At 58.8% G+C, this 24,386-nt stretch carries 20 protein-coding genes and 2 pseudogenes; 12 read left to right on the forward strand and 10 right to left on the reverse strand.

Features of this window, described 5'->3' with window-relative positions; translation table 11 throughout:
- Positions 1-84: 84 nt before the first annotated feature.
- Both ABQJ48_RS35605 and ABQJ48_RS35610 read right to left on the reverse strand, forming a co-directional pair.
- Positions 85-387, reverse strand: coding sequence for an alpha/beta hydrolase family protein (locus tag ABQJ48_RS35605; protein WP_367842596.1), 303 nt, complete (start codon positions 385-387; stop codon positions 85-87).
- A gap of 845 nt (positions 388-1,232) precedes the next feature.
- A complete protein-coding gene (locus ABQJ48_RS35610) occupies positions 1,233-3,341 on the reverse strand; it encodes an ATP-binding protein (protein ID WP_473094240.1) in 2,109 nt (702 codons plus the stop codon).
- Positions 3,342-4,010: 669 nt separating this feature from the next.
- Between ABQJ48_RS35610 and ABQJ48_RS35620 the strand changes: the two genes are divergently transcribed.
- Both ABQJ48_RS35620 and ABQJ48_RS35625 read left to right on the forward strand, forming a co-directional pair.
- Positions 4,011-4,286 carry a hypothetical protein gene (locus ABQJ48_RS35620; RefSeq protein ID WP_367842599.1) on the forward strand — a complete coding sequence of 92 codons (276 nt, stop codon included), beginning with the start codon at positions 4,011-4,013 and terminating at the stop codon, positions 4,284-4,286.
- Complete coding sequence (locus tag ABQJ48_RS35625) at positions 4,250-4,525, forward strand: GlsB/YeaQ/YmgE family stress response membrane protein (protein ID WP_367842600.1); 276 nt, start codon at positions 4,250-4,252, stop codon at positions 4,523-4,525. Before ABQJ48_RS35620 ends, ABQJ48_RS35625 begins: the two co-directional genes overlap by 37 nt.
- Positions 4,526-4,679: 154 nt before the next feature.
- Here ABQJ48_RS35625 and ABQJ48_RS35630 read toward each other — a convergent pair whose 3' ends face one another.
- The 5 genes and pseudogenes from ABQJ48_RS35630 to ABQJ48_RS35650 form a co-directional block, all read right to left on the reverse strand.
- Positions 4,680-4,805 (reverse strand): Hsp20/alpha crystallin family protein, encoded by a 126-nt coding sequence (locus ABQJ48_RS35630; protein WP_367842616.1) that lies wholly within the window; start codon positions 4,803-4,805, stop codon positions 4,680-4,682.
- A gap of 3 nt (positions 4,806-4,808) precedes the next feature.
- Positions 4,809-4,874: pseudogene (locus ABQJ48_RS35635) on the reverse strand (hypothetical protein); the annotation flags it as partial.
- Between the two features lie 285 nt (positions 4,875-5,159).
- Positions 5,160-5,837, reverse strand: a complete 678-nt coding sequence (locus ABQJ48_RS35640; RefSeq protein ID WP_367842601.1) for a cysteine hydrolase family protein — start codon at positions 5,835-5,837, stop codon at positions 5,160-5,162.
- A gap of 222 nt (positions 5,838-6,059) precedes the next feature.
- The gene (locus ABQJ48_RS35645) at positions 6,060-6,536 is read right to left on the reverse strand and encodes an SRPBCC family protein (RefSeq protein ID WP_367842602.1); all 477 of its coding nucleotides are present in this window, start codon (positions 6,534-6,536) and stop codon (positions 6,060-6,062) included.
- On the reverse strand, positions 6,529-6,864 hold the full coding sequence (locus ABQJ48_RS35650; RefSeq protein ID WP_367842603.1) for an ArsR/SmtB family transcription factor: 336 nt from the start codon (positions 6,862-6,864) through the stop codon (positions 6,529-6,531). The genes ABQJ48_RS35645 and ABQJ48_RS35650 overlap by 8 nt, the downstream gene beginning before the upstream one ends.
- A gap of 275 nt (positions 6,865-7,139) precedes the next feature.
- On the opposite strand from ABQJ48_RS35650, the gene ABQJ48_RS35655 reads away from it, so the two are divergent.
- The 5 genes and pseudogenes from ABQJ48_RS35655 (at position 7,140) to ABQJ48_RS35680 (ending at position 13,775) form a co-directional block, all read left to right on the forward strand.
- Positions 7,140-8,171 carry a tyrosine-type recombinase/integrase gene (locus ABQJ48_RS35655; protein WP_473094239.1) on the forward strand — a complete coding sequence of 344 codons (1,032 nt, stop codon included), beginning with the start codon at positions 7,140-7,142 and terminating at the stop codon, positions 8,169-8,171.
- Between the two features lie 931 nt (positions 8,172-9,102).
- Entirely contained in the window at positions 9,103-10,569 is a 1,467-nt protein-coding gene (locus ABQJ48_RS35665; RefSeq protein WP_473094241.1) for an outer membrane protein assembly factor BamB family protein, read from the forward strand.
- Between the two features lie 159 nt (positions 10,570-10,728).
- On the forward strand, positions 10,729-11,916 hold the full coding sequence (locus ABQJ48_RS35670; protein WP_367842605.1) for a M20 aminoacylase family protein: 1,188 nt from the start codon (positions 10,729-10,731) through the stop codon (positions 11,914-11,916).
- A gap of 752 nt (positions 11,917-12,668) precedes the next feature.
- Positions 12,669-12,917, forward strand: a pseudogene (locus ABQJ48_RS35675) (cysteine hydrolase); the annotation flags it as partial.
- A gap of 456 nt (positions 12,918-13,373) precedes the next feature.
- A complete protein-coding gene (locus tag ABQJ48_RS35680; RefSeq protein WP_367842606.1) occupies positions 13,374-13,775 on the forward strand; it encodes a DUF302 domain-containing protein in 402 nt (133 codons plus the stop codon).
- 845 nt (positions 13,776-14,620) lie between these two features.
- Here the strand turns inward: ABQJ48_RS35680 and ABQJ48_RS35685 are convergent.
- Complete coding sequence (locus tag ABQJ48_RS35685; protein ID WP_367842607.1) at positions 14,621-15,607, reverse strand: zinc-dependent alcohol dehydrogenase family protein; 987 nt, start codon at positions 15,605-15,607, stop codon at positions 14,621-14,623.
- Positions 15,608-15,716: 109 nt separating this feature from the next.
- On the opposite strand from ABQJ48_RS35685, the gene ABQJ48_RS35690 reads away from it, so the two are divergent.
- From ABQJ48_RS35690 to ABQJ48_RS35705, 4 genes are all read left to right on the forward strand, one after another.
- Entirely contained in the window at positions 15,717-16,586 is an 870-nt protein-coding gene (locus ABQJ48_RS35690) for a LysR family transcriptional regulator (RefSeq protein WP_367842608.1), read from the forward strand.
- 721 nt (positions 16,587-17,307) lie between these two features.
- Positions 17,308-17,955: a cysteine hydrolase family protein gene (locus tag ABQJ48_RS35695; protein ID WP_367842609.1), complete on the forward strand. Its 648-nt coding sequence runs from the start codon at positions 17,308-17,310 to the stop codon at positions 17,953-17,955.
- Positions 17,956-18,149: 194 nt separating this feature from the next.
- Entirely contained in the window at positions 18,150-18,974 is an 825-nt protein-coding gene (locus ABQJ48_RS35700; RefSeq protein WP_367842610.1) for an alpha/beta fold hydrolase, read from the forward strand.
- Between the two features lie 109 nt (positions 18,975-19,083).
- A complete protein-coding gene (locus ABQJ48_RS35705) occupies positions 19,084-20,244 on the forward strand; it encodes an IS30 family transposase (RefSeq protein ID WP_367842611.1) in 1,161 nt (386 codons plus the stop codon).
- A 277-nt stretch (positions 20,245-20,521) separates the two neighbouring features.
- Here the strand turns inward: ABQJ48_RS35705 and ABQJ48_RS35710 are convergent, their stop codons facing one another.
- A complete protein-coding gene (locus ABQJ48_RS35710; RefSeq protein WP_367842612.1) occupies positions 20,522-21,967 on the reverse strand; it encodes an IS1182 family transposase in 1,446 nt (481 codons plus the stop codon).
- A gap of 382 nt (positions 21,968-22,349) precedes the next feature.
- Here ABQJ48_RS35710 and ABQJ48_RS35715 point away from each other — a divergent pair, with 382 nt between their 5' ends.
- Positions 22,350-23,528 (forward strand): hypothetical protein, encoded by a 1,179-nt coding sequence (locus ABQJ48_RS35715; protein WP_367842613.1) that lies wholly within the window; start codon positions 22,350-22,352, stop codon positions 23,526-23,528.
- Here ABQJ48_RS35715 and ABQJ48_RS35720 read toward each other — a convergent pair.
- Positions 23,510-24,210, reverse strand: a protein-coding gene (locus ABQJ48_RS35720) for an IS6 family transposase (protein ID WP_367842614.1) whose coding sequence is annotated in 2 segments (ribosomal slippage) — positions 23,510-23,988 and positions 23,988-24,210 — 702 coding nt in all. Because the reading frame shifts where the segments join, the coding sequence is not laid out codon by codon here. The two genes, ABQJ48_RS35715 and ABQJ48_RS35720, sit on opposite strands and share 19 nt — an antisense overlap.
- Between the last annotated feature and the right edge of the window lie 176 nt (positions 24,211-24,386).

Raw genomic sequence — 24,386 nt, forward strand, 5'->3', positions numbered from 1 at the left:
ACGCGCAAAGGCAAAAAACTCAGGTCATCTTCTGTCATGGATTGCGTCCGCAAAGTTGGGTTGCGGACGCAATCGTGAGCCTTCTCAATAATGGACGCTAGGTGTGCGAAATCGCGCGCTTACATTGATTGTGTTTGCTATGCCTCGGCCCGTGAAACTGTCGACAACGAAAGTGGCAACGCCCAACGACAGGAACCATTGCTCCCAGTCCGTTATCTGGCCGCCGATACCCCCGGACGGGTGCAGCAGTATGACGGCGGGTAGCCTGTCGGTTCCGGGGTGAGGCAGTCGCAATTCACCGGCTATCGTGACGTGCTTGCCGTCTTCCCTTCCAGCCAAGAAATCCTCATCTGTCAGCGTCATTGACTCGAATGGAATGACTTCCATTCGCGCCACCTGTGCGTAGGGCGCTCGCGGAATGCAAAGGAGCACAAGGACTAGCAAAAGGAACGGCAAGCCTCTCACATTTGCGAACATGGCCCTCTCCTTGAGTACGGACAGAGTTATTTATGCAGCGTTATAGGCGGTCTGGGCGGGAATGCAATGCAAATGACAGAATTGTCGGGATATGACAGACGGTGACGACGGAGGGCAGAGGGCAGTTCACTTTATCGATTCGCCGGACGTTCCTGTCCAGAAAGACGAGGATTCGAGTCGCTTTTCGCCGTCCGGAGTCGCCGAGCGCGGTCGGCGCGCCCGCCTTCCGGTAGGGCTGGGCTGCCGAAGCCGGATAGACGCGCGACCTGATGACGCCCCGTTGATTTCTGAGCGGGAAAAGAACAAAAACTCGAAGAACACCAGGAAGAGCTGTTTGGCCTGGATGTCACCTCCGTGAGCTGGGAAGAGAAGCGCGCACGTAATTATCACCGCGTTGACGTATTGTTCATGAGCCTGACTATCAAAAAAAAGACCCATAAGTTTCTCAACTTATGAGTCTCGGATTCTACCTACACCCACTGACCGGCAGGCTTGCGACCACGTGCATCCACAGGGCGGTTCCGAAAAAGGTGCCTGTTCGGCGGGGAATGCCGCTGCGTTACATCCATGCAGATACTTCAACAATCCATGACCTTCCCCGTCGCTGCCGACTGGCGAGCCGAAATACGCCAAACGCGTCAACAACAGCGTCGTCGACCCGTGGTCCGACCAGCAGCTCGCGCCTCACCGTCGGCTTCAACATTGTCGCCGGGACGCCCGACATTTTCGATGAGTCTAATACCTCACATTTCGCGTCACTCGACGCCCTTGACCGGGTCGTTCTGGCGCTTTGGTGTCGATTCCGTGAACACCTGCCGCACCATCTGAGCCAGCGCGTCGGGGCGATATGGCTTGTGCAAGAGTACGACATCGGGAGCAAGGATGTTGTTTTTCGAAATGATATCGCGCGTATGCCCGGAGGTGAAAAGTACCGGTATTGGCGGGATGCGACTGCGCGCCCAGGCGGCGAGGTCCGCGCTTCTAACGGCCCCGGGCATTACAACGTCCGTAAAAATAAGGTCAACCTTGACGCCGCTTTTCAGAATCGACATGGCGGCGTCTCCATTGACAGCGTGGAGCACTTCGTACCCAAGCTCACGCAACAGGTCGACGGAAGTTGCCCGAACGGCGGCGTCATCCTCGACCACGAGAATCGTCTCGCTGCCACCAAGCTCCGAGGCTGCCTTCACTTCGGACGGCGCGACTTCCGTGTTGTTGCTGCGAGGAAAGTGCATCTGTACTGACGTGCCATTGCCGACTTTGCTGAGGATGGAAAGATAACCGCCACTCTGCTGGACAAAGCCAAACACCATGCTCAACCCAAGACCCGTTCCACGCCCGTCCTCCTTGGTGGTGAAAAATGGCTCACACGCACGCGCCAGGACCTCGGGCGTCATGCCTGGACCATCATCCTGAACCGTAATCCGCAAGTATTCCCCCGGCGAGGCTCCGGTGCCCTGCACGTCGGCCGTCCCCAGGATAACGTTCTCTGCAATGACGTTCACCCGACCGTCGCCGTTCATCGCATCACGCGAATTGATTGCGAGATTGAGCACCGCGTTCTCAAGCTGGTTGCGGTCAGCCTGGATGAGCCATGGATTAGCCGGGAGCGACATCTGGACGGAAACTGTTTCTCCCAACGCTCGTTGAAGCAATTCGGCAAGGCCGTCGAACATACGCCGTGGATTTAATACCGTCGGTGAGAGCGGCTGCCGGCGAGCGAACGCCAGTAGCTGGGAAGAAAGTTTCCCGCCCCGTTCTACAGCCGATGCGGCCGCATTGACGCGCTTCTGTACGTTTTCGTTCCCTCGCTCCTGCAGGGCGAGTACCTGCAAGTTGCCCGAGATAACTTGCAGGACATTGTTGAAGTCGTGCGCCACGCCGCCGGTCAGTGCGCCGATAGCTTCCATTTTCTGCGATTGACGCAGTTGCTCCTCCGCCTCAATTCGCGCGGCCACCGCATCGGCCACCCGTTCCTCAAGGTTGCGCGTCAGCTCGAGCAGCGCCTGTTCGGCAATTTTACGTTCGTGGATATCGACCAGAATACCTGGGAACCGGGTCGGCTGACCTTGCGCGTCAAAGTCACACCGACCGCTCGCCAAAACCCAGCGGTACTGGCCGTCCTCGGGACGTTTTATACGGTATTCGGTGTTATAGGCAACGCCATCGGCGAGGGTTCTCGCGATTTGTTCGTTCACTCGTTCGATGTCGTCCGGATGGATAATTTCGCTTGCTACCTCAATCGGCAATCCGCGTTCCGACGACTCGACTGGGTACGAGAATGTTTTTGCAAACCGCTCGTCGCCAGACAACACGTTCGCTTTAACGTCCCAGACGAATGAGCCAAGGACAGCACCTGAATTGAGTGCAAGCTGGGTACGCTCGTTGGCAGCACGAGAGGCCGCTTCAGCTTCCTCCCGGCGACGCTCAGCAGTGACACGCTCTGTCGTCTCGATAACGATAGAGATAACTCCCGCTGGCGCCCCGTCGTCCTCGACAACCGGGCTGTAATACAGGTCCATCCATACGTCTTCTGCTGCCCCGTTCCGGAAGAGGACAAGTTCCTTGTCGCGGTAAGAAAGCGTTCCGCCGGCGAGGCACGTATCGACAACATTCCGGTTAAAAGCTGCCACCTCTGGCCAGCCTACTTCAACTGGGGAGCCGAGCAGAAATGGATGGCGACCGCCGGCAAAACCCGAGTATGCGTCGTTGTAGACCATGTACCCGGCGCGCCCCCACAGCATTACAAGCGGCACGGGCGACGCAAGCAGCATCTGGACAGCCGCTCGGAGACTTTTTGACCATTGGTCGATTGGGCCCAGAGACGTCGCGGACCAGTCGAATTCACGAATCCGTTGGGCCATCTCGCCGCGCCACCCCGCGCATCCGTGGTCGTCGCTTCTCACCAGCATAGACACCGCCTTCCGTTCTGTGGAACCGGTAGTTTCGTATGCGACTGGAATGTCGTCAATTTGGCGTGATGGCCACGAAGCCGGTTGTCGCCGCAAATATCAGACCCGGACGCTACGCGAGGCTCCGATTGAGCCGTCCGAAGGCAGCAGAACGCACACGGTTTGCGTCGCGAGAAGGTTACGTTGGTTGGGGGCGCAACGTCCGAACGACCTGCGTTGGGAACCGGTCACGGTTTAACCGTGGCTATCCACCCATGCTCGAGCCCAAATCAGCCCGACGGCTCGCGCCTCTTCTTCGGTTTTGCACGTCGCTAGGACGCCGGAGCCTTCTACTAACTTCGGGCCGCTTGTGATTGTGCCGCTCGCTCCGTAGCCGTCGCACTGGGGAAGAATTGATTTCCTCAATACGAATGGCGCGCCGAGAGCTGCTCTACGGGCGGGCACCCACTATGCCCGCAACGGCGACCTGAACCTCCGCTTGCAGCTGAACGATAAGTCCTCACGTCGTGAGGCCAACCGCCGCCAGCGCCGCTGATGGCGACCTTCACTTGCGTTCAACAATCTCGCTGAGGCACGCGACTTGCTGACCCCGAGCCATTTAAACGACAGATGGAGGTTGAAATGACTGAGTCGCATCAACTCATTGCCCCCGCAGCCGGGCCGACGCTGGCCGACCTGAAGGACAGGATTGCAGGCGCACAGGACATGGTCAAGACAAAGTACCGCGTCGTCTCTGAATCAACCGACGATTACGTTCATGAGGCCCCGTGGAAAGCGGTCGCGATGGCGCTCATGGCGGGCTCATCATCGGAATGCTTGCTCGCCGCTAACGCGGATTTCAGCTCTACAGGAGAAGAAATATGGACCCGGTCTCGCATGGAATCATTTTCTGGCTGATTATCGGAGGTATCGCGGGCGCGTTGGCTGGTCGTATCGTCGACGGCGGCGGCTTCGGCATCATCGTCGACATCATCGTGGGAATTATCGGAGCCTTCATAGGGGGGTGGCTTGGCCGGGCGCTGGGTCTGCACCTGGGAAGCGGCATAGTCGGCTCACTTATTACGGCACTGATCGGCGCGGTCATCCTGCTCGCTGTCCTGCGACTTTTCAGCCGAGGTCGTGAGCGCCCACTCTAAAGCCTTCAACTTTGTTACGCGCTGAGCATACCGCAACTGATGGCAAGCAGGTCGAATCTAAGTTAGCGCAGTGGGCCGAGCACTGACAACGAGCGGTGAAGATGCGGCGGACCGCATCCTCATCGCCGAATGGCCGAAGCGCGTTACGTTTCAACTACGAGAACGCCTTCTCGCCGGTCCGTCCTTCTGGCACCGCATCGCGGATGCGCAGCCAGCCTGCGCTGACCTCAATCGGTCGCGGCTTCGCTTCCTCCCGACGTGGGATGGTGAGCTTCAGCACGCCGTCCTTCAGATTGGCCTCAACTCGCGAGGTACCGGAACCATCGCTGACGGCAAAGTGTCGCGGCAAAGTATCGCGCGCGAATCTCCGTATGCGAACGATGCAGCTTTTGCAGGCGTCGGCACCACTGACCCGGATTCAATCGTGTGATTGCCGCCGTTGTGGACGCTCGCCTCAATCCGGTCAGTTATTAGGCCGGGTAGGTCAGCCAGCGCCGTCAGTCCCGACTGTCCTCGAAGATGTCTACTGCTAGTTCACCCTAGGGCATTCATCCCACGCAGTGGTCTTTCCGAACGAAGCAACTCACGGCACTCTTCCGCATCGCGCTGACAGTTCTTGCAGATGAAGAATCACCTACTGTGAAAACTTAATCATGCTGGAGCGAGTCAGCGTAACGTTTTTGCTCACGCCGGCCGGCGCATTGGCTAGAATCCACGCGGCGGAAAGCTCGCCGAACGGGTCTTTGCTCGACATGCCATCAGTCGGAACCACTACCTTGAAGCCGCGCGCCGCCGCTTCGCTTGCGGTGTACAACACTGCGCCGTGTGCCATCGTGCCGGTAACGATCACGGTCTGAATGCCCTTGTTCTTCAGAACCGTTTCGAGATCGGTGTTGAGGAACTTGTCCACGCCGGATTGCACGACCGTCTCGCCACCTTTGGCCGCGATAACCGACGGCACCGCCGCCAGTGTGCCCGTGCTGGTCAGGCTGTAGACGATCATCAGGTTCGCCTCGCGCGACTTGCTCAACAGATTGGCGACATACGGCAGTGAGGCCGCGCAGTTGGGACGCTCTTTGCTGTTGCAGGTACTGGTGTCGAAATCGAGCAACAATAGCGCGGTGTGACTTGGATCGGTAACGGCAAATGTCTTCAACTCCGGAGGCGAGGGCATTGGGACTGACTTCCAAGACGCGATGGTGTCGGCTTGTGCCATACCGCAGAAAGGTAAAGCAAGCAGCAGTGCGCACAGTGTTCTTCGAACGTTACGCATAGACTCTCCGATATAACCTGCATGATATGAGTCACTCACGGCGCGGCGGCTTTAGGGCCCGCGACCGTCATGCCGTCGTGGCCAACCATTCTATCGGCCAAACCGTTCAGACACCTGACGGCCGAGCGGCCGCATACGTATGACCGCTTCGGGGCCGCCTAGTAATCGATGCACTTGCCCAAAATCGACCCTTCACTGCCGTTCGCCACCGACCGCTTCGGCGAAGGCTGGAATGGTTTCCGAACATGACCTTTGTCCTGATTACTCCTTTCTAGAGTGGGCGCTCTCAACGGGATAGGGGTCGTGCAGAACCGTCGAGCCGGTCTCCAGCAGTGACTTGAGGTTGGAGATGACTTTCGGCCAGCCGCCGGACACCGCCTCGATGAGCTTCGAAGGCTCGCGCTCAATGGTGTGGGTGATGGAGAGCTTGACCGCTGTCCCACTGGGTTCCAGTTCCATCGTGCAGAGCGACTCGCCTTCGGCCTTGAGCTCGGGCTTGTTCTGGTGCTGCCAGCGGATCACCAGGCGTCGTGGCGGCTCGGCCTGGACGATCTCGCCGGCGTCGAAGATCTGACCGTCGCCGGACACCAACTTCCACGAGGATCCCGCGGTCCACTGGCTTTCGCAGTGCATGCCGAACCAGTACTGCTTCATGAACTCCGCGTGGGTCAGTGCTGACCACAGCTTCTCCGGCGTGGTGCGGATGTAGGTCACGTAAACAAAGGTCGATCTAGTCATTGCCTTTCTCCAAACGTTGTTTCAGATCCGAGAGCGCCTTGAGGCGCGGCTTTTCGAACTTGGCAATCCAGCGCTCGTAGATCTCCTGGAGCGGTACTGGATTGAGAAAGTGCAGCTTTTCGCGCCCGCGCCGCACGGTAGCGACCAGGTTCGCCGCCTCCAGCAGGTCCAGGTGCTGCGTCACGCCCTGCCGCGTCATGTCCAGGTGCTCGCACAAGTCGTTGAGGGTGCGGCCGTCGTGTGCGTGCAGCAAGTCCAGCAGCTTGCGCCGGCTGGGATCGGCGAGGGCTTTGAACAGCAGGTCGGTGTCATCGAGGCGCTCGGGCATGGACGGCTATATGCAAGTAATCTGTTGCATGTAGGATAAGCAAGAAGTTACTTGCATGTCAAGCACTGATCAACGATCGTCAATGCGAGCACTAATCGAGTGAAAGGAAACAATTAAGTCGGTCGGAAAACAATTAAGTCAGTCGGACCGCAAGATAGTTTTTCTCTCTTATCTCGAATATTTGAAGAGTGATCCTTGCTTTGAAGCTGCGAACCAGCGTTTTACTCGCCTTTAGGTCGCGCGACGACTTATGCTTTACCTGTACCCGAGAATACGTGGAGATCGAATTGCGCCAAGAGGATAGGCTTGCCAACTGGGTTCAGGAGCCAGAGAAAACATTTGTCTCTTGGCTCGGCGGTCAGCGCGTCGCTGAACGGCAGCTCCGCGAATCGTCGCAGGAAGTATATGCTGCAATTTTTGTACCTTGGCTCCGGCATTTGGCGGACCGGCAACTAAGCCTGTTGGAAGCGACGCCCATGGACGCCACCGCCTTCTTTGCCACGCGGATCCTTGAGCCAGTTTCGCGTCGTCGTTATGTCCAACTGTTAGGCAAGGTATATCGTTATCTCTGCTCATGCGGACTGGAGCAGAAGAATCCATTTTCGCTCGAAATCGTCAAGGAGAACCCGCTCGACCGCCCGCCGCCGGCATGGCTGGAAGAGGCGAAGCAAGATGCTTTGATTTGCAGGCTGCGTGAGATTAAAGGATGGAAGGGAGGGCGGGACCGAGCGATGGCCGCACTTTTTCTTGGCGCTGGTTTGCGGACGAATCAGTTGATCCAACTGCCAGTGCGTTGTTTGGATGAGCGTCATTACGTCGTGCGAGTTGAACCGGAAGGTGTGCATCGCGCACACACCACGCTAGTGCTTCCGGACGGGCCATGGAGAGAATGGCTGGAGCAGTGGCTTATGAAGCGCATAAGTCTTCCTATCCCCGGTCCGCTGCTCTGCCCCTCCACGCTCAAAGGCACGGCTTACTCACCATCAGCGCTGTATCGGCGAGTATCCGGTTGGCTCAAAGACGCCAACGTAGAAGCGCAGCGAGACGGCGCGGGCATCTTGCGCAATACCTTTGCACGAAACGCACTGACGTGTGGTCGGTACTCGCCGGCGGAAGTGCAGGAGTTCCTCGGTCACGAGTTATTCCAGTCAACCGCCCGCAGCATTCCACCAATCGCGAAGAACCTTGTTGCAGAAACAAAGGCGGTCGAGCGAGTGGCAATTGCTGCTCACGAGGTGCAGTCCGAGACTTGCTCGTCCCGCCCGCCTTATCGCGACACAACCCTTTTGGTTGAATGTTCTGGTTGACTCGGAACAGGTTGCTGGGATCGTACTTTGCCTTGATCGAGGCAAGGCGCTTGTAGTTATCGCATACGTTACGCTATGGCCGTTCCACCAGGCTACTGCGAAATCCGACAGATCCGCTCTCGTGCCTATCGGCTGGTCCCGCAGCAGCATCGACAGATGCGATTTGACGTCTTCGATTTTCACGACGGTCTCCTGCAGGTCCAGGATAGCGGCAGGAAGGGTGCCACGCTGTGCGGCGGATCACCTTTCCAGCTCGCTTGACGTACGAAATCTCTAGTCTATCCACGAAAATCCGAATTCTGACGGCACCCCTATTCGGCCGAATTGAAACTTTAGATGCCACGCTGCTGGCCCGGATGATCGCGAGTGACGTCGCGGTCGGGATTCGCGCTCGCCAGATGGCCGGTTTTTTCTATAATCCCGTGCCTGTTTAATGACGCTCGCTATCACAGGTGGATGTACCTGGTTCAGCACCGTACAACTGGCGTTTGGCGCGGACGTATGCCTGTAGCATGAACTTTGAGGCACCCCCGCATGAATCATAGCGCGGCTACGCATAAGCCCTGCCATAGCGATAACCGGACGTCCTACGCAGGATCAAACGCAATGTAAGGCAAAGTGCGGCGGGTGATTAAAGGCGGTGGCGTCGGTCACAGATTTAGCTAAATTCGGACACAGCCACCACGTGAGGCGCCGCATGCCACCAAGTCAGGAAGTTAAAAAGAGATCTTGCTTTCATTTGTGCCTCTCCTATTTTAACTAGTGAAGACGTGGCCGCGTGTCAAGCGGCAAAATCTATCTGACGTTCGATTGCTGTTTAACCTTGCGGCATGGGGAATCAATCATGCGAGTCTGCATAGTCATATTTCTTCTTTCGCTGATGCTACCTGCCGCTGCATACGCTGAAAGGCACGGTGACGACGACTGGCCGATGTATGGACGGAACTTGGAACATACCTTCAGTAATCCGGGTTCCCGAATAAATCCACGCAATGTTGCGAGCCTTCAACCGACGTGGACCTTCGTTACCGGCGACGCGGTCAGCGCATCGCCGACCGTCGTCGATGATGTGGTCTATATCGGTTCGTGGGACGGGTTCTTCTATGCGCTCGATGCCCGCTCGGGAGGCCTTCGATGGAAGTTCGGCGTGGATTGCCAGAACTCGGTAGTTCCCGTCCCGTCGCAATGCCTTGCTCCCGGGCAGACGCCGCCCCCGCGCTTCTTCACCGACGGCGGCCTGATCACCTCGTCCGCGGCGGTCATTGCAGGAAAGGTCTATTTCGCCGCCGGCAAGACCCTCTACAGCCTGAACGCCAAGGACGGGTCGCTGCGCTGGAAGCGCGTGATCTGCGGCAATCCCGATCAGCCGAACTGCGCCGCCGATCAAAAAGATCCGACGCGGATCTTCTCATCGCCTGCCGTTTTCGAGGACTCGATCTTCGTCGGTTGGACCGCCGATGGCGTGGCCGGTTACCGGGGTGGATTCGCGGCGCTCGATAGTGAGACTGGGCGGATTCGTTGGCGTTTCGAGGTCGACCCGATTTTAAACGAGAAGGGACAGCCGCTAATTGTGCATGGGCGCGTTGTTGGCGGTCAGAATCGGGGCTGCGGCAGCGTATGGTCGTCTGCGGCGATCGACGTCGATCACCACCTGGTCTTTTTCGACACCGGCGACTGCAAACAAGATGCAACCACACCCTATCACGAAGCCGTCATCGCCTTGGACACCCGGACGGGGCGACTCAAATGGGCTTTTCGCCCGCGCGCAAGTGACCCAAACCACTGCGATTTTGACTTTGGCGCGTCGGCCAATCTAATTGACGCTGACCAGGGCCGGTACGTTGGCGTAGGCGCAAAGGATGGTACCTACTATCTTCTCAACCGCCTTAGCTCCAATCCGGCAGGACGACTTGTATGGTCGAGGAACGTCGTCTTCGGTGGCATGTCAGGCGGCTTTTTCGGTGCTGCTGCCTTTAACGGTTCGCGGCTCTTCAGCGCGACAGGAATCGGTGATGGTAATCCGGTTACGCACAGTGGACTGTGCAATCCATCAAACTCCAGCGATACATTCATCCAGGAGCCCAGTATGCATGCCCTCGATGTCGGTGGCGGTGGCGTCCTGTGGCAGCAGAACAATAATTTCAGCTTTGCGCCGACCACACTTGCTCACGATGTTGTCTTTGCGGGCACACTTGGGCTCTCGCCGCCGCCGTCCTTGAACGCCTATGATCCGGGGACTGGCGCATTGCTGGCGAGCTTTAAGATGCCTGGATCGGTTAATTCCGGAGCCACGCCGGTCGGCGACATGGTGTTCGTCGGCTCGGGAAATACGAACGATGGTACTGGTAGCGGGGTGCACGCATTTGGCTTGCCCCGGAAAGCCCTGGTCGCACGGTAGGACGGATGCCTGACCGCGGTTTGGTAAGTGCCGCACCGGATGTCGCGGGAGCACCGTCGGTACAACTGTGTTCGCCGTGCGCACGTTGCTCTTGCAGCCCCTAAATGCTGACACGACCCAAAAGCCGCCGCGCCGACCCGACACACGAGGGCTTCCCCGATGACTCTCGCTTCGCGCTACACCGAAATCCTCGATCTCGCCGACGACGCCGCCTCCCTGCGCGAGATTCGCCATCACATACACCAGCATCCCGAACTCGCCTTCGAGGAACTGCATACGGCCGCTCTCGTCGCGGAGAAGCTTGCCGAATGGGGCTGGCAGGTGACGCGCGGAGTCGGCGAGACGGGCGTCGTCGGCACGCTGAAGGTGGGCGAGGGTACGCGCAGCATCGGCCTGCGCGCGGACATGGACGCGCTGCCGATCGTCGAGCAGACCGGCAAGCCCTACGCCAGTGCCACCTACGGCAAGATGCACGCCTGCGGCCACGACGGTCATACGACGATGCTCCTCGGTGCCGCGCGCCATCTCGCGCGCATGCAGCGTTTCAGCGGCACGGTGCACCTGTACTTCCAGCCGGCGGAGGAGCGCAGCGTCCCGAGTGGCGCGCAGAAGATGATCGCCGACGGCCTCTTCACGCGCTTTCCGTGCGACGCCGTTTTCGGCGTGCACAACCATCCAGGCTTACCGCCGGGTATGTTCCTGTTCCGCAAGGGCGCGTTCACGGCCGCGGGCGACACGGTGACGATCACGATCGAAGGCGTCGGCGGCCATGCGGCCCGGCCGCATCTGACAGTCGATCCGGTCGTTGTGGCGTCGAGCGTCGTGATGGCGCTGCAGACGATCGTCGCGCGTAATGTCGAACCGTCGAAGCCGGCGGTTGTCACGGTCGGCTCGCTACATGCAGGGACCGCGAACAACATCATCTCCAATTCGGCGACGCTAGAGCTGAGCGTGCGCTCGTTCAGCGAAGACGTGCGTGCGCTGCTCAAGCGTCGCATCGCCGAGTTGGTGCAGGCGCAGGCTGCGAGCTACGGTGCGACGGCAGTTGTCGCCTATGAGGAGGGCCACCCGGTCGTCGTAAACACCGACGCGGAGACGGAATTCGCCGCGCATGTGGCGCGCGAACTTGTCGGGGAAGAACACGTGGTCGCGAACGCGGACATCCTGATGGGCAGCGAAGACTTCGGGTCCATGCTGCACGAGCGCCCGGGCTCGTTCTTATGCATCGGCAACGGCGCGGGCGAGGACGGCTGTATGGTCCACAACCCGAACTACGACTTCAACGATGCCAACCTTCCTGTCGGCGCGGCGTACTGGGCGCGCCTCGTCGAAAGGTTTCTCGCGTAATCACTTTTATAAAACTTTATGCGCATGACGCTCGTCACGCATGGCCGAAACGGTGGTCAGGCCGAAGGCGAAACTCGCGGGGAGACGGTGGCCAACGAGGTAACCGCCGTAAGGCGGCTGTCCACAGCCTCGTGCTGTGGGGCAGCATCGGTGTCAACGGGCGGGTGCGGGATAGACGCAGATGTCGAACGAAAGGTTGGCAGAGCTACTCAGGGCATGATTCTACCGGTTGCCTGTTGAACGGGAACCGCGCGACCGCAGACCACGCCGTCGGCGCAGCATCCGACCGAGTTCGGGCCATGAGCCGCCGGTCGAGGTCGTCGTCTAGTTTGGCTGGCCGAGGTCTCGTTCGCCCTTGCTCAATGGCCGCTCTCCGGCCGCCAAATTGCGAAGGGCAGTGCCTCAACCCGGGCCATCTGCCGCCATTCGTCCGCGCGATCGGTCGGTCATTCGGACGTCGGCTTGGCACCCGACAGCGGACCTTGACTCGTGCACGCGTCCGAACGAATGTGTCGCGAAATTGGCACTGGCGGGAACTTGTTAATAGCACCCACACGGCGCCGACATGCGGAACTCATCAAGCGCCCCGTCGCTCGGCGCCCGCGCGTAAGAATCTTGATACGCCATCGCACCGCCGTTGCTTTCCATTCCTCTGTTTCCTACTCTGATCGGAGAGGCTTCGGTCGACGAAGTCGGCTAGCCGTCACGCACTATGGAGGTCCGAAGTGTCCTTTGATCGAACTGAGACAGCCATGGTTTTCATCGACCCGCAGGTCGATGTCTAAGCAAAAAGGGCAAGGATTGGGGCGCGGTGGGAGCAAGCGTGACAGAGAACAAGACGGTAGAAAACATGCTGCGAATCTTCAAGGCGGCAAAGTCGGCGAAGTTTACGGTCTTTATATCGCCACATTACTTTTTCCCGACCGATCGCGTATGGAAATTCGATGGACCGTTGGAGGCTGATGAATTCGCTACCCGGCACGTTTGCGCGTAGTGGGGCTGAACGCTGGGAACGCGGCGGCAGCCATTCACGAGTTCGCATGCCACTGACCAAGCTCTAGATTGGTGACTCGGAGCTGAGCAGGGCCTGCCGTCCGCTGAAGCGCATTTTGCGGCCAACCGCTAAACTCGAAGGGCACACTGGAAATCGTGCAGAATGGCACTCGAAAAGCGATCGATGAAACACATCGCGTTCATATTCGCCTTTGCTCGGAGAAATGTACGCGATCCACGAACGACGCCCTTGGGAGTAAGGTGACAGAGCGCGTGAGGTGTCTTACCGAAGCAGGTTAGCGGAGATCTGCGGGCATTTTCCAGGAAGGCGACTACCAGGCGGCTACGCAAATCTTGATCTTTTGTCATGTACTCTCATCCCAGCTGTCCACGTGGACGGGTAGCATCAGAGAATCACTCGTCCATTGCTAGGGCATCCTTAAAGGACCGCATACGGAGAAATCATGTCCGCTCACGCGGCAGATAACGGCATCGTCACCGTGCCCACGCACCACTCGGTCGAGCAAGCCGCTGACAAACTCGCATCGCTGATTGAAGCGAAGCACATCGTGTTGTTCGCCCGCATCGATTTCGCGGCGGATGCGCAGCGCGCGGGGCTTGCGATGCAGCCGTCGCAGTTGCTCATGTTCGGTAATCCGCGTGCCGGGACGCCGCTGATGCAAGCCGTGCCGACCGTGGCGCTCGATCTGCCGCTTAAGGTGCTGGTGTGGCAGGACGGCGACGGCCGTGTCTGGCTCTCGTATAACGCGACGAGCTATCTGCAAGCGCGGCATGGCGTGCCTGCAGAGCTGATGAAAGCCATCGACGGTATCGACGTGCTCGTGCAGGCGGCTGCAGCCGACTGACCCGTTCCGGGGTCAAGCGCGTGTCAGCGACCGCGTAGCGATGCTGCAGCGGGGACCCGCCTCCGCCCACCCTCGCGAACGGCGGCCAACTTCGATATCCATATAACAGTTTGGCGTCAAGGAGGTATCGGTTTCAACGTGAGTTTTTTTAGGCGCAGAGGCACCGCATCGCCTTCGCGTTCGAGTTGGTCGCTAGCAGGCCAACCGCGGTCTGCGGTCGACCCCCAATTGGCGGTCCATACGCTGAGATTGAAATGTCCGATTTCGCCGAGGCCGAAGCCCTCGAAGGCTGTGTACAGGACGCCGATCTCGTTTGCTTGATCGCAGCATCGGTTTTCGGGTTTACAGCGCTCGCTATCTCGCGAGAAGTTCACGACTGCCGCCTCGTTGCTTCCGATGCTCGCCTGTATTCAGCGACACTCCAATCGTTGAAAGGCAGGCGATGCTCCCCTGAAACTTGTCGCGTGACTGCCTCGCCGGCTGCCAGTTCGGGGGTATGCCCGAAGTTTTTTCCGGTTCCAGCGGAAACCTGATGAGCAGCTTTATTTTTATGAGCGCATTCGATGATAGGGGGCCTGACCGGCGTGCCACCCACGGCGCACGCCCGTCGCATCGCAGCCCGACCGCCACGCAACGCGAGCGCAACTTAAGGAGAAATGCCGCCCCGAATGCAGACGGGTGCAAAAATCGGCCAGTTTCAGTCATTCGCTCGCGCGCTGCGACGGACACTCGGATGTCCGGTTTGTTCGGATCGCGACCTTATGCTTCTGAGTAGATTGACGGCCATCAGCCTATATCCCGTCGGACAGTCGTAAATCGACACAGCGAAGCTGGGACGTTCGATCTCACGCGACGTCCACCACAATCTTCCCGCGCGCGGTGGCGTTCGTGATGGCGTCATAGGCGAGTTCCGCGGACCGCAAGTCGAACCGGCGGGGATCGAGGTTCGGCGTGAGCTTACCGGCTTCGATCAACCGTGTGGCCTCGCGCAGCATCGCTCCGTGGTGCGCGCGATACATGCCCGTCAGAATTGGATAGAGGGTGAAGACCCCTGAGTACGTGGCTTCCCGGAAAGACAGCGGCGCCAGCGCATGCGTACCCCAACCCAGCGCGCTGACAACATGGCCAAAATGCTTGACTGCAGCAAACGAAGCGTCGAGCGATGGGCCGCCGACGGTGTCCACAACGAGGTCGAAGCCAGTGCCGTGCGTCAAGGATGCGACATACTGTTCGACGGATTGCGACCGGTAGTCTATTGGCGTAGCGCCCAGACGCGTAACGAGATCGTGGTCGCGTGAACTTGCTGTTGCAAAAACTTGAGCACCGAGTGCGCGCGCCAGTTGCACCGACACATGTCCGACGCCGCCGGCTCCGCCTTGCACCAGCACAGTTTGGCCCGCTTGCAGATGGGCCCGGTCGACAATGCCGGAATAGGACGTGATGAACGCGAGGGGCAGCGCCGCGGATTCACGCATCGACAGGTTGGCCGGCTTGATCGCAAGCAGGTCGGCATCAACCGCCGCATACTGGGCCAGCGAGCCCTGAATGCCGCCGACGCCGCCCGTCATACCGTAGACCTCGTCGCCGATATGGAAAGCGGTCACGCCCGGCCCGACGGCATCTACCACGCCAGCCATATCGATGCCGAGCACTAGCGGCAGCGGATGCTTCGCATGCGCTGCGCTGCCAGCGCGGATCTTGGTGTCGAGCGGATTGAGACCGCTGGCGGCAATGCGCACGCGCACCTGGCCGTGTGCGGGTTCGGGCATCGAGATCTCGGTCAGTTCGAGCGGGCCGTTGTAGCGGTTGAGGACGAGCGCCTGCATGGTCATGGTGGGTTCCTATCGTTGCTTTCCCGTCGAGCGAACGGGTCAATGCGCTCATCATGATTTATGCTAAAACGCATGTAAATCAAAGTTTCTGCACGGGAGCCATGCAAGGATGAATGAGGCCTATCTGGATTGGAGCGATGTCCGGATCTTTCTGGCGATTGCCCGCTCCCGCACGCTCGGGGCAGCAGCGAAGCGCGTGGGCCAGACCCAGCCCACCATGGGGCGCAGGTTGCGTGCACTCGAAGAAGCGCTTGGGCATACGCTGTTCCAGCGCACGAGCGATGGCTTTGTCCTGACGGATGAGGGCGCGGCGGTGCTCGCTTACGCCGAGCGAATGGAGGAGGAAGCGCTCGGCTTCACGCGCGCGCTTGCCGGGAAAGAGACCCAGTTGACGGGTCTGCTGCGCATCTCCTCGCCGGACTGGTTGGGCGAGCACATACTGACGCCGGTGTTCGCGCGCTTTCTGGGGAAGCACCCAGGCATCTCGTTGGAGCTCGTCACGGACTCGCGCCTCTACAACCTTGCGCGACGCGAGGCGGATCTGCTGTTCCGCATAACGCCGTTCGACGAACCCGACATCATCCAGCGCAAGCTGATGCGCATCGACTATGCGTTGTATGGGCACGTCGATCTCGTCCCGCCGTCACGCGGGGAGGGTGACGGCTACCCGCTGATCAGCATGGACAGCGCGTTCGGTTCGCTACCCGACGTCGAGTGGGTCAAGCGAATGCTGCCTCGGGCCAGGATCGCGTTCGGCAGCAATAATCGTGGCGTGCAGGCACGCATGTGTGCTCAAGGAGCTGGCTTCGCCGTGTTGCCGTGTCCTCTTGGCGATGCGACACCGGGCATTCGGCGGATCGATTTGGGCGAAGCGCCGCCGGGTCGCAATGTCTGGCTCGGCTTTCACCGTGACTTACGCCGCGTCGCGCGACTGCGCGCACTTGTGGATGCAACGATGGATGCGCTCGCGAACGTTTGAGTCAGGTGGGCAATCAGTGCCTCCGCCTGATCTGCGTCCGCTTCGCTGCACCGCCTTTCAAACAAGGCGACCAGGTTATCGAAGCAATCTTCCTCAAGTGGCAATACGGGTTTGCTCAAGCCTCCGGCCCGCGCGAATGACCGGTATTGCCAGGAAGTGACCAATTCGTACATGGCAACTCGAAATGCCGTTGTGAGTCCCGTGCTGCCGATCGCGACCGTTCGGGATTCGGAAGTCCGTGCCCTTCACATGAGGCAGTTATCGGGCCATCTGCCGCAATTCGTTCGCGCGATTTGTCGCTTTTTCGAACGTCGGCTCGTCGCCTGAGAGCAGACTTTGACTGCGGGCACCTGTCCGAACGGACGCGCCGTGAAATGGGCACGGGCGGGAATAACAGTGCTGCCTGCAGACGGAGAGGGCTGGCGGGGCTCTTCGCGGCGTTCCTCTGCAGAGAAAGGCTAACTCGGTGATTGCATTTTGCGGCCTGGTCCCATCGGTCGCGTTGGCTTCTTAATCATTAGCTTGTTAATAGCATGCAGGCGGCGCCAACATCCAGAATTCTTCCAAACGCCCTGTCGCTCGTCGCCCCCGCCCAAGAACCTGGATGCGCCGTCGAAATCTGTCGGACCGTCGTTGCATTTCAGTCCCCCGTTTCCTAATCTGATCGGACAGGCTTGGGTCGACGAAGTCGGCTAGCCGTCACGCACTATGGAGGTCCGAAGTGTCCTTTGATCGAACTGAGACAGCCGTGGTTTTCATCGACCCGCAAGTCGATGTTTTAAGCAAAAAGGGCAAGAATTGGGGCGCGGTGGGAGCAAGCGTGACAGAGAACAAGACGGTAGAAAACATGCTGCGAATCTTCAAGGCGGCAAAGTCCGCGCAGTTCGCGGTCTTTATCTCCCCACACTACTTTTTCCCGACTGATCGAGTATGGAAATTCAATGGACCATTGGAGGCGGATGAATTCGCTACCGGCACGTTTGCGCGTAGTGGTCAATTGAGTCTGGAAGGTTTTGAAGGGTCCGGCGCTGACTGGCTCGACGAATTCAAACCTTACATCAACGACGGTGAGACGGTTGTTGCGAGTCCGCACAAGGTCTTCGGACCGCAGACCAACGATCTCGTCCTTCAATTACGCAAGCGAGGAGTGAGAAAGGTGGTACTGGGAGGCATGCTTGCCAATATGTGCGTGGAGTCACATCTGCGTGATCTACTCGAACAGGGTTTCGAGGTTCATGTTGTGAGCGATGCCACTGCCGGACCGCGTCATCCCGTTTGGGGCGACGGATATAAGGCGGCGATGATCAACTACGCGTTTCTCGCGCACGGCGTCTTGACTACCGACGAAGTCGTGGCTTCAATGGAATGACGCGCAAGTAAGATCGGTTGACAGTCGAATAGGCTCTCGGTCTGGAAGGCGCTTTTACCCAGCTGATACGTCCCAGCAGGTTTCCAGAACAGATCGCCGACGGTCTACCTATCCCGTCGCAATGTCTCACGGCGCACGAGTTCACGGCGTTGGTTCGCTTTTCTTTGTCACGTTGCCTTAGCAAGGAGATGACGGTGAACACGGTTACGACCAAAGACGGCATTCAGATCTTCTACAAGGACTGGGGAACAGGGCAGCCCATAGTTTTCTCACACGGATGGCCACTGAGCGCCGACGATTGGGACGCCCAGATGATGTTCTTCCTGAACCTCGGCTTCCGTGTCATTGCGCACGACCGTCGGGGTCACGGGCGGTCAACTCAGACGGCCGACGGTCATGATATGGATCACTATGCCGATGATCTTGCAGCCGTTACCGGGCATCTTGACCTTAAAAATGCAATCCACGTTGGCCACTCAACCGGGGGCGGTGAGGTCGTTCGGTATCTCGCGCGGCACGGCGAGAGCCGCGTAGCCAAGGCGGTACTGATCAGTGCTGTGCCACCACTCATGGTTAAGACCGCTAATAACCCGGAAGGTCTTCCCAAGGATGTTTTTGACGGATTTCAAGCGCAGGTTGCCAGCAACCGCTCACAATTCTACCGGGATGTCGCTGCCGGGCCGTTCTACGGTTATAACCGTCCAGGGGCCAAGCCGTCCGAAGGTGTGATCATGAACTGGTGGCGTCAGGGAATGGAGGGCGGTGCCAAAGCGCACTACGACGGGATCGAGGCCTTTTCCCAGACGGATTTCACCGAAGACTTGAAGAAGATCACAGTCCCCACGTTAGTGATGCACGGCGACGACGATCAGATCGTACCTTATGCCGACTCTGGGCCGTTGAGCGCGAAATTGCTGCAGAACGGCACCTTGAAAACCTATAAGGGCTTCCCGCACGGCATGCCCACCACGCAAGCCGATACGATCAATGCGGATCTCCTCGCGTTCATTAATTCCTGAATCGTCGCGCATCCCTGTGTGCTGGGTCGAGCAACGACTGATCTACCTGGCGGATTCAACCGGTCTATGCAACACACTAGAGGCTGCCTGAGCAGCGGGAGTGTTGCAAATGAAACAGCGACGCCGGATTTACTATAGTGAGACGCAGAAGGCGCTGATGTGGGAACGCTGGCGCAAGGGCGAATCCCTGCAGAAGATCGCCCAACTGTTTGATCGGAACCACTCGTCGGTGCAGGGAATTCTGGCGCAGACAGGTGGAATCCAGCCACCACAAAGGTACCGATCGAGATGGGCGCTGACATTTGAGGAGCGCGAAGAGATATCGCGAGGGCTCGTGGCCGATGATTCTATTCAGGCAATTGCAAGGCGACTTTCACGAGCGCCATCTACCATCTGCCGCGAGATCAAACGTAACAGCGGACCAAACGGCTATCGGGCAAGCCACGCCGATCAACTCGCATGGGATCGCGCGCAGCGCCCCAAAGTCTGTAAACTGGTTCGGCACCGGAAACTGGCGCATATCGTCGCCGGTAAGCTTCAGTTGCAGTGGTCACCCCAGCAGATTGCCGGATGGCTCGGGCGGGCGTATCCAGACGACGAGGAATACCACGTGTCTCACGAGACCATCTATCGCAGTCTCTTCATACAGGCCCGTGGTGCCCTGAAGAAGGAGTTACTGGAGCACCTGCGGCGTACCCGTGCCATGCGTCGTTCCCGCCACCACACTCAGAAAACGGACGATCATGGCAGGATAAAGGACACAGTGTCGATCAGCGAACGCCCCGCGAGCGTTGAGGATCGTGCAGTGCCGGGCCACTGGGAGGGTGATCTGCTGTGCGGTAGCGGCAGCAGCCAGATTGCGACACTCGTCGAGCGCCAGACGCGTTACGTTATGCTAGTTAGGATAGCCAGCAAGGACAGCGAGACGGTCGCCAATGCACTCATCAAACACGCTTCAAAACTGCCGCAGGAACTCTATAAGTCGCTGACATGGGATCGGGGAACGGAGATGGCCGGGCACAAACACTTTACTATGGCTACCGACATACAGGTCTACTTCTGCGATCCCCAGCATCCATGGCAGCGCGGATCAAATGAAAACACGAACGGATTGCTAAGACAGTACTTTCCTAAAGGCACCGACCTGTCCGTATATTCGCAGGCCAAGCTCAACGCTGTGGCAAGACGACTCAACGAACGTCCGAGAAAGACGTTGGGCTACGAGACGCCCGCCGAACGTTTCCAGCAAACTATTGCATCGACCGGTTGAATCCGCCCCTTGGAAGCGGCCATTGGCGTCAATTCCGTTTGGCCGTCCGCTGTGGGTCGGCAGTACGCATTGGCGACTGGCCGCTTCCGGGCAGCGAAATTCCACTGGCCGCTTTCCAGCGATGAACTTGAAGAGCGGACTGACGCAGCCCGGCCGAGGGCGTGTGGAAACTGCTTTTTGATGACTGCAAGCGAGTTCGCCAGCCCGATCAATCGAATTTGGCAGATCGGGCGCGCGCTAGCGTAACGTATCAAGCGCAAAAAAGCCCCTCGGGGCCTTAGGTTTGAGCTTTTCTCATCGCCCTTATTGTCCCGGCAACCCCAAGTATTTTCATGACGCGCTTCAGGTTGTACGCCAATACTTGGAGACTCATTTCGGTGCTCACCCGTCCGAGCGTCCGGGTCAAGAAGTGTGTCGCACCCATCCAGTGCTTGAGGGTGCCGAATACATGCTCAACGGTGCTTCTTCGGATGGTCATTGCATCAGGCTTGCGGTCGAGTCGACGCTGCATGGCTTCGAGTACATGTTCGTGCTCCCATCGCCGGATGCGGCGATAGTCGCTTGGCGAACATCGATCCTTGAGATGGCAACGCGGGCATGCGCTGGGCCAGTACACGTTCAGATTCATGCCATTCTCAACGGTCTTGAATCGAAGAATTGCGCGCTCGCCGGCGGGGCATCGATACTCATCGTTCCTGGCAACGTAGATGAAGTCGCGTTTGGTAAAGAGCCCTTTCTTCCTCGACGCTGAGGTGAGTGGTTTCGGGACGTACGTGGTGATCCCGGCCAGTTCACACGCGCGGATGTCCGGACCACTGAAGTAGCCGCGGTCAGCCAGCACCTTCAGCTTCAGCTTGCCCATCGCGCTCTTCGCCGACAGAGCCATCCTGCTGAGTTGGCCGTGGTCCCCTCCAATATTCGTCACCTCGTGTTCGACAATCAGATGATGCTTCGTATCCACGGCAGTCTGGACGTTGTAGCCGACGGTGCCGGTTCTCTTGCCACCGCTGGTCATGGACCGGGAATCCGGATCAGTAAGCGACAACTGTTTGTCCGGTTCCTTCTTCAGTTGCTCCCTGATCTGCTCGAGCTCACGCATGCGCTGACGTAAGAGCGCGATCTTCTCGTACAGGCGAACGGTCTTCACATCGAAGCCTGTCGGGCTGATCCGGTCTGCGGTTTCAATCATGTCGAGATATCGCTGAACGCTTTCCTCGATCTGCTGCTGACGCTTGTCGATCTTGCCTGCCGTGTAGTTCCTGTCACGGCTGTTCACAGCCTTGAACTTGCTGCCGTCGATTGCCACCATGTCGCCGCATAGCAGCTTCAGTCCGCGACATAGTTCGACGAAACGACGGCACACGTTGCGAATAGCCGGCCCGTTGTCGCGGCGAAAGTCGGCGATCGTCTTGAAGTCTGGCGCCAGACGTCCTGTCAGCCACATCAACTCCACATTGCGTTGGCCTTCACGCTCAAGACGCCTGCTAGACGGCACCCGGTTCAAATACCCGTAGATATAGATCTTGAGCATGACGCCCGGATGATAGGACGGGCGGCCTGTGAGCGCCGGCGTGGTACCGTTGAAGCCGAGTTCCGCAAGGTTCAGTTCGTCGGCGAAGGCATCTATCACCCTTACTGGGTTATCCTGTCCGATGTAGTCATCGACACATTCGGGAAGTAGTGCGACCTGTTTGCGGTCATCGCCTTCAACGAATCGCTTCATGAGTCACCCGGTCTCAATGCGTTGATTCAGTTTAGGCGATAAATGCGTTTTCACACGCCCTCGACCCGATTGCGCCGTTTGGCGTGGCTTCACGACAAGGACCGCTGCCGAAGGCACAGCAGTCATCGGCATACAGGCTTTCAGTCAAGCTAGCATCCAGCAGCACCGTCGATTGTTAGCCACTGCCCGAGTGCGGCCCATGATGTGTCGTTTGCATACTTAATTGCAGGCAATTGAGATGTGCGCTTGGCACATACTGGCCCGGACCGTTGCCTCATGTCACTTGCTTCGTCGGACCTGGCTACCTATCTTTCAGATCCAGAGACGCTGCGCACGATCCCGTCAGGAGCAAGGCTTTTCGTCCTAGCGATGTTCGCATCTCATGCCCTCGGTAAAATCCATTCGAACGTTAAAGCGCCTGTCGAGGACGCTGCGAGGACCGGTCAGCGGGTGGGCTGTTGGAGGCATCATCATCGCCATCACGGGCTTTGCGCCGCAGGTGTGGATCGCCCGGTTTTTCCATCAGATTGCGTCGCCGGCAGACGTCCATCGCCTGATACCCTTAGCCCTCGATGTCAGGGTCGCGATAGTCCTTATCGGGATTACCATCATCGTGGGAGATGTGCTTTATCGAAACCGTCTCCGAAATACCACGAATCCGGGACCCGGCGCAACGCCTCAGATCGCCAACAATCAGCGGTCTTCACAGGATCGGTGGGTATCGAGGGCGCCGCGATTCTCCATCGTCGTCCTGCCATTCGCCAATGTCGGCGGCAACCCGGAGCAGGAATATTTCGCCGATGGCGTGACCGACAGCCTGACCACCGATCTCTCTCGCATCCCTGGCGCGTTCGTCATCGCCCACAATTCAGCTCTCAGCTACAAGGGCAAGCCAGTAGGTGCGCGGCAGATTGGGCGTGAGCTTCGCGTGCGGTATGTCATGGAAGGTAGCGTGCAGAGCATCGGCAATCGCGTCCGCGTGAATGCTCAACTCGTCGACGCGGGCACGGGGGCACATCTTTGGGCCGAGCGCTTTGACACGCTTCGCGCAGATGTTTTCGACATGCAGGACGAGATTATCGCGAGGCTTGCCCGCATGATTGGCATTGAACTCGTCGCGGCGGAGGGGCGTCGTGCCGCGCTCGACCGCCCCGACAATATGGATGCCACAGACCTTGCGATGCGCGGCTGGGCGATCATAAATCAACCCTCTTCATTAGACGACGCGCGTCGAGCACGGGCCGATTTTGAAGCGGCGTTGCGCCTCGACGGCGGGAACATTGATGCACTGGTCGGATTAGCAGAGACGTATGAACTTGAACGCCGCAGCTTCGTCTCTCTCAATGTGAGCGAGCAGGTCCGTATAGCCGACGCGGCAACCGCGAAGGCGCTGATGACGGCACCCAACAGCGCGATGGCGCACTACGCCCGGGCAACTGTGTTGCTTCGTTTGCGCGCGCCGGAACGCGCGCTGCGCGAGTTCGAACGGTTTTGTCGCGGTAAGGCTCAAGGAGAAAAGGTGATCGATATGCGAAGTACTGCTTATGTTGCCAGTTCGTAGAATTGAACGGCGGCGGAAGGATGGGTTCCGCGAGCACACGTCATCTGCCCTTTGGCGATCATATGCATCAGTTCGATGCCGGCGAGCAAAATCCGGGCACAGCGAAAAGTCTTGAACCCGAGCATGGGTCGTGTGCGTCGCTTGATCGCCCTATGGTCCTGCTCGACGAGATTGTTGAGATATTTGGACTGGCGGATCTTGATGGGCACTTCACGATCAGCATTGATGGCTTCGAGCGCGGCGAGATTGGCGCCGCTCCTGTCAATGGTCACCGTCTCGGGCACGCCATTCCGGGCGATCGATTTCTCGAAGTATCGCCGGGCCGCGGTCTTATCCCGGTGGGCGCGTAGCAGGAAGTCGATGGTGTTGCCCTCCTTGTCGACGGCCCGGTAGAGATACCTCCATTCGCCCTTGATGCGAATGTACGTCTCGTCCATGCGCCAGCTCTTCCCGACTGCCGCTTGCGGCGGCGGAACGCCTTCTCCAGCACCGGCAACAGCTTGAGCGCCCAGCGATGCACGGTCGAATGATCGACGCAGACTCCGCGCTCAGCGACCATCTCTTCAATGTGACGCAGGCTCAGCGGATAGGCCACGTACCAGCGTACACACATCAGGATCACGTCGAGCGGGTAATGCAGGCGCTTGAGCACTCGGCCCATCGCCGGATTCAGCGTCGTCATTAAGCTTTCAGTCGTTCATGTTGTTCCGCACATCATAGCGGATCGCCTTATTGCATGTATGGACCCGACGCCTTTTGCAAGCTTCTTTTCGCGATGTCAAAACGGTCTGCACACATGTATCCGGCTTGCCCGGTGGGCGGTTGCCGAAGCACGCCCGCAGCCTTGATGAGATCCGC

This window comes from Paraburkholderia suaedae (genome assembly GCF_040812055.1).
Lineage (GTDB): Bacteria > Pseudomonadota > Gammaproteobacteria > Burkholderiales > Burkholderiaceae > Paraburkholderia.

Coding starts and splice junctions, on each gene's coding strand:
- ABQJ48_RS35605 (WP_367842596.1), bottom strand. CDS start 387: ATGGAAGTCATTCCATTCGAGTCAATGACGCTGACAGATGAGGATTTC.
- ABQJ48_RS35610 (WP_473094240.1), bottom strand. CDS start 3,341: ATGGCCCAACGGATTCGTGAATTCGACTGGTCCGCGACGTCTCTGGGC.
- ABQJ48_RS35620 (WP_367842599.1), top strand. CDS start 4,011: ATGACTGAGTCGCATCAACTCATTGCCCCCGCAGCCGGGCCGACGCTG.
- ABQJ48_RS35625 (WP_367842600.1), top strand. CDS start 4,250: ATGGACCCGGTCTCGCATGGAATCATTTTCTGGCTGATTATCGGAGGT.
- ABQJ48_RS35645 (WP_367842602.1), bottom strand. CDS start 6,536: ATGACTAGATCGACCTTTGTTTACGTGACCTACATCCGCACCACGCCG.
- ABQJ48_RS35650 (WP_367842603.1), bottom strand. CDS start 6,864: ATGCCCGAGCGCCTCGATGACACCGACCTGCTGTTCAAAGCCCTCGCC.
- ABQJ48_RS35665 (WP_473094241.1), top strand. CDS start 9,103: ATGTATGGACGGAACTTGGAACATACCTTCAGTAATCCGGGTTCCCGA.
- ABQJ48_RS35670 (WP_367842605.1), top strand. CDS start 10,729: ATGACTCTCGCTTCGCGCTACACCGAAATCCTCGATCTCGCCGACGAC.
- ABQJ48_RS35680 (WP_367842606.1), top strand. CDS start 13,374: ATGTCCGCTCACGCGGCAGATAACGGCATCGTCACCGTGCCCACGCAC.
- ABQJ48_RS35685 (WP_367842607.1), bottom strand. CDS start 15,607: ATGACCATGCAGGCGCTCGTCCTCAACCGCTACAACGGCCCGCTCGAA.
- ABQJ48_RS35690 (WP_367842608.1), top strand. CDS start 15,717: ATGAATGAGGCCTATCTGGATTGGAGCGATGTCCGGATCTTTCTGGCG.
- ABQJ48_RS35705 (WP_367842611.1), top strand. CDS start 19,084: ATGAAACAGCGACGCCGGATTTACTATAGTGAGACGCAGAAGGCGCTG.
- ABQJ48_RS35710 (WP_367842612.1), bottom strand. CDS start 21,967: ATGAAGCGATTCGTTGAAGGCGATGACCGCAAACAGGTCGCACTACTT.
- ABQJ48_RS35715 (WP_367842613.1), top strand. CDS start 22,350: ATGCCCTCGGTAAAATCCATTCGAACGTTAAAGCGCCTGTCGAGGACG.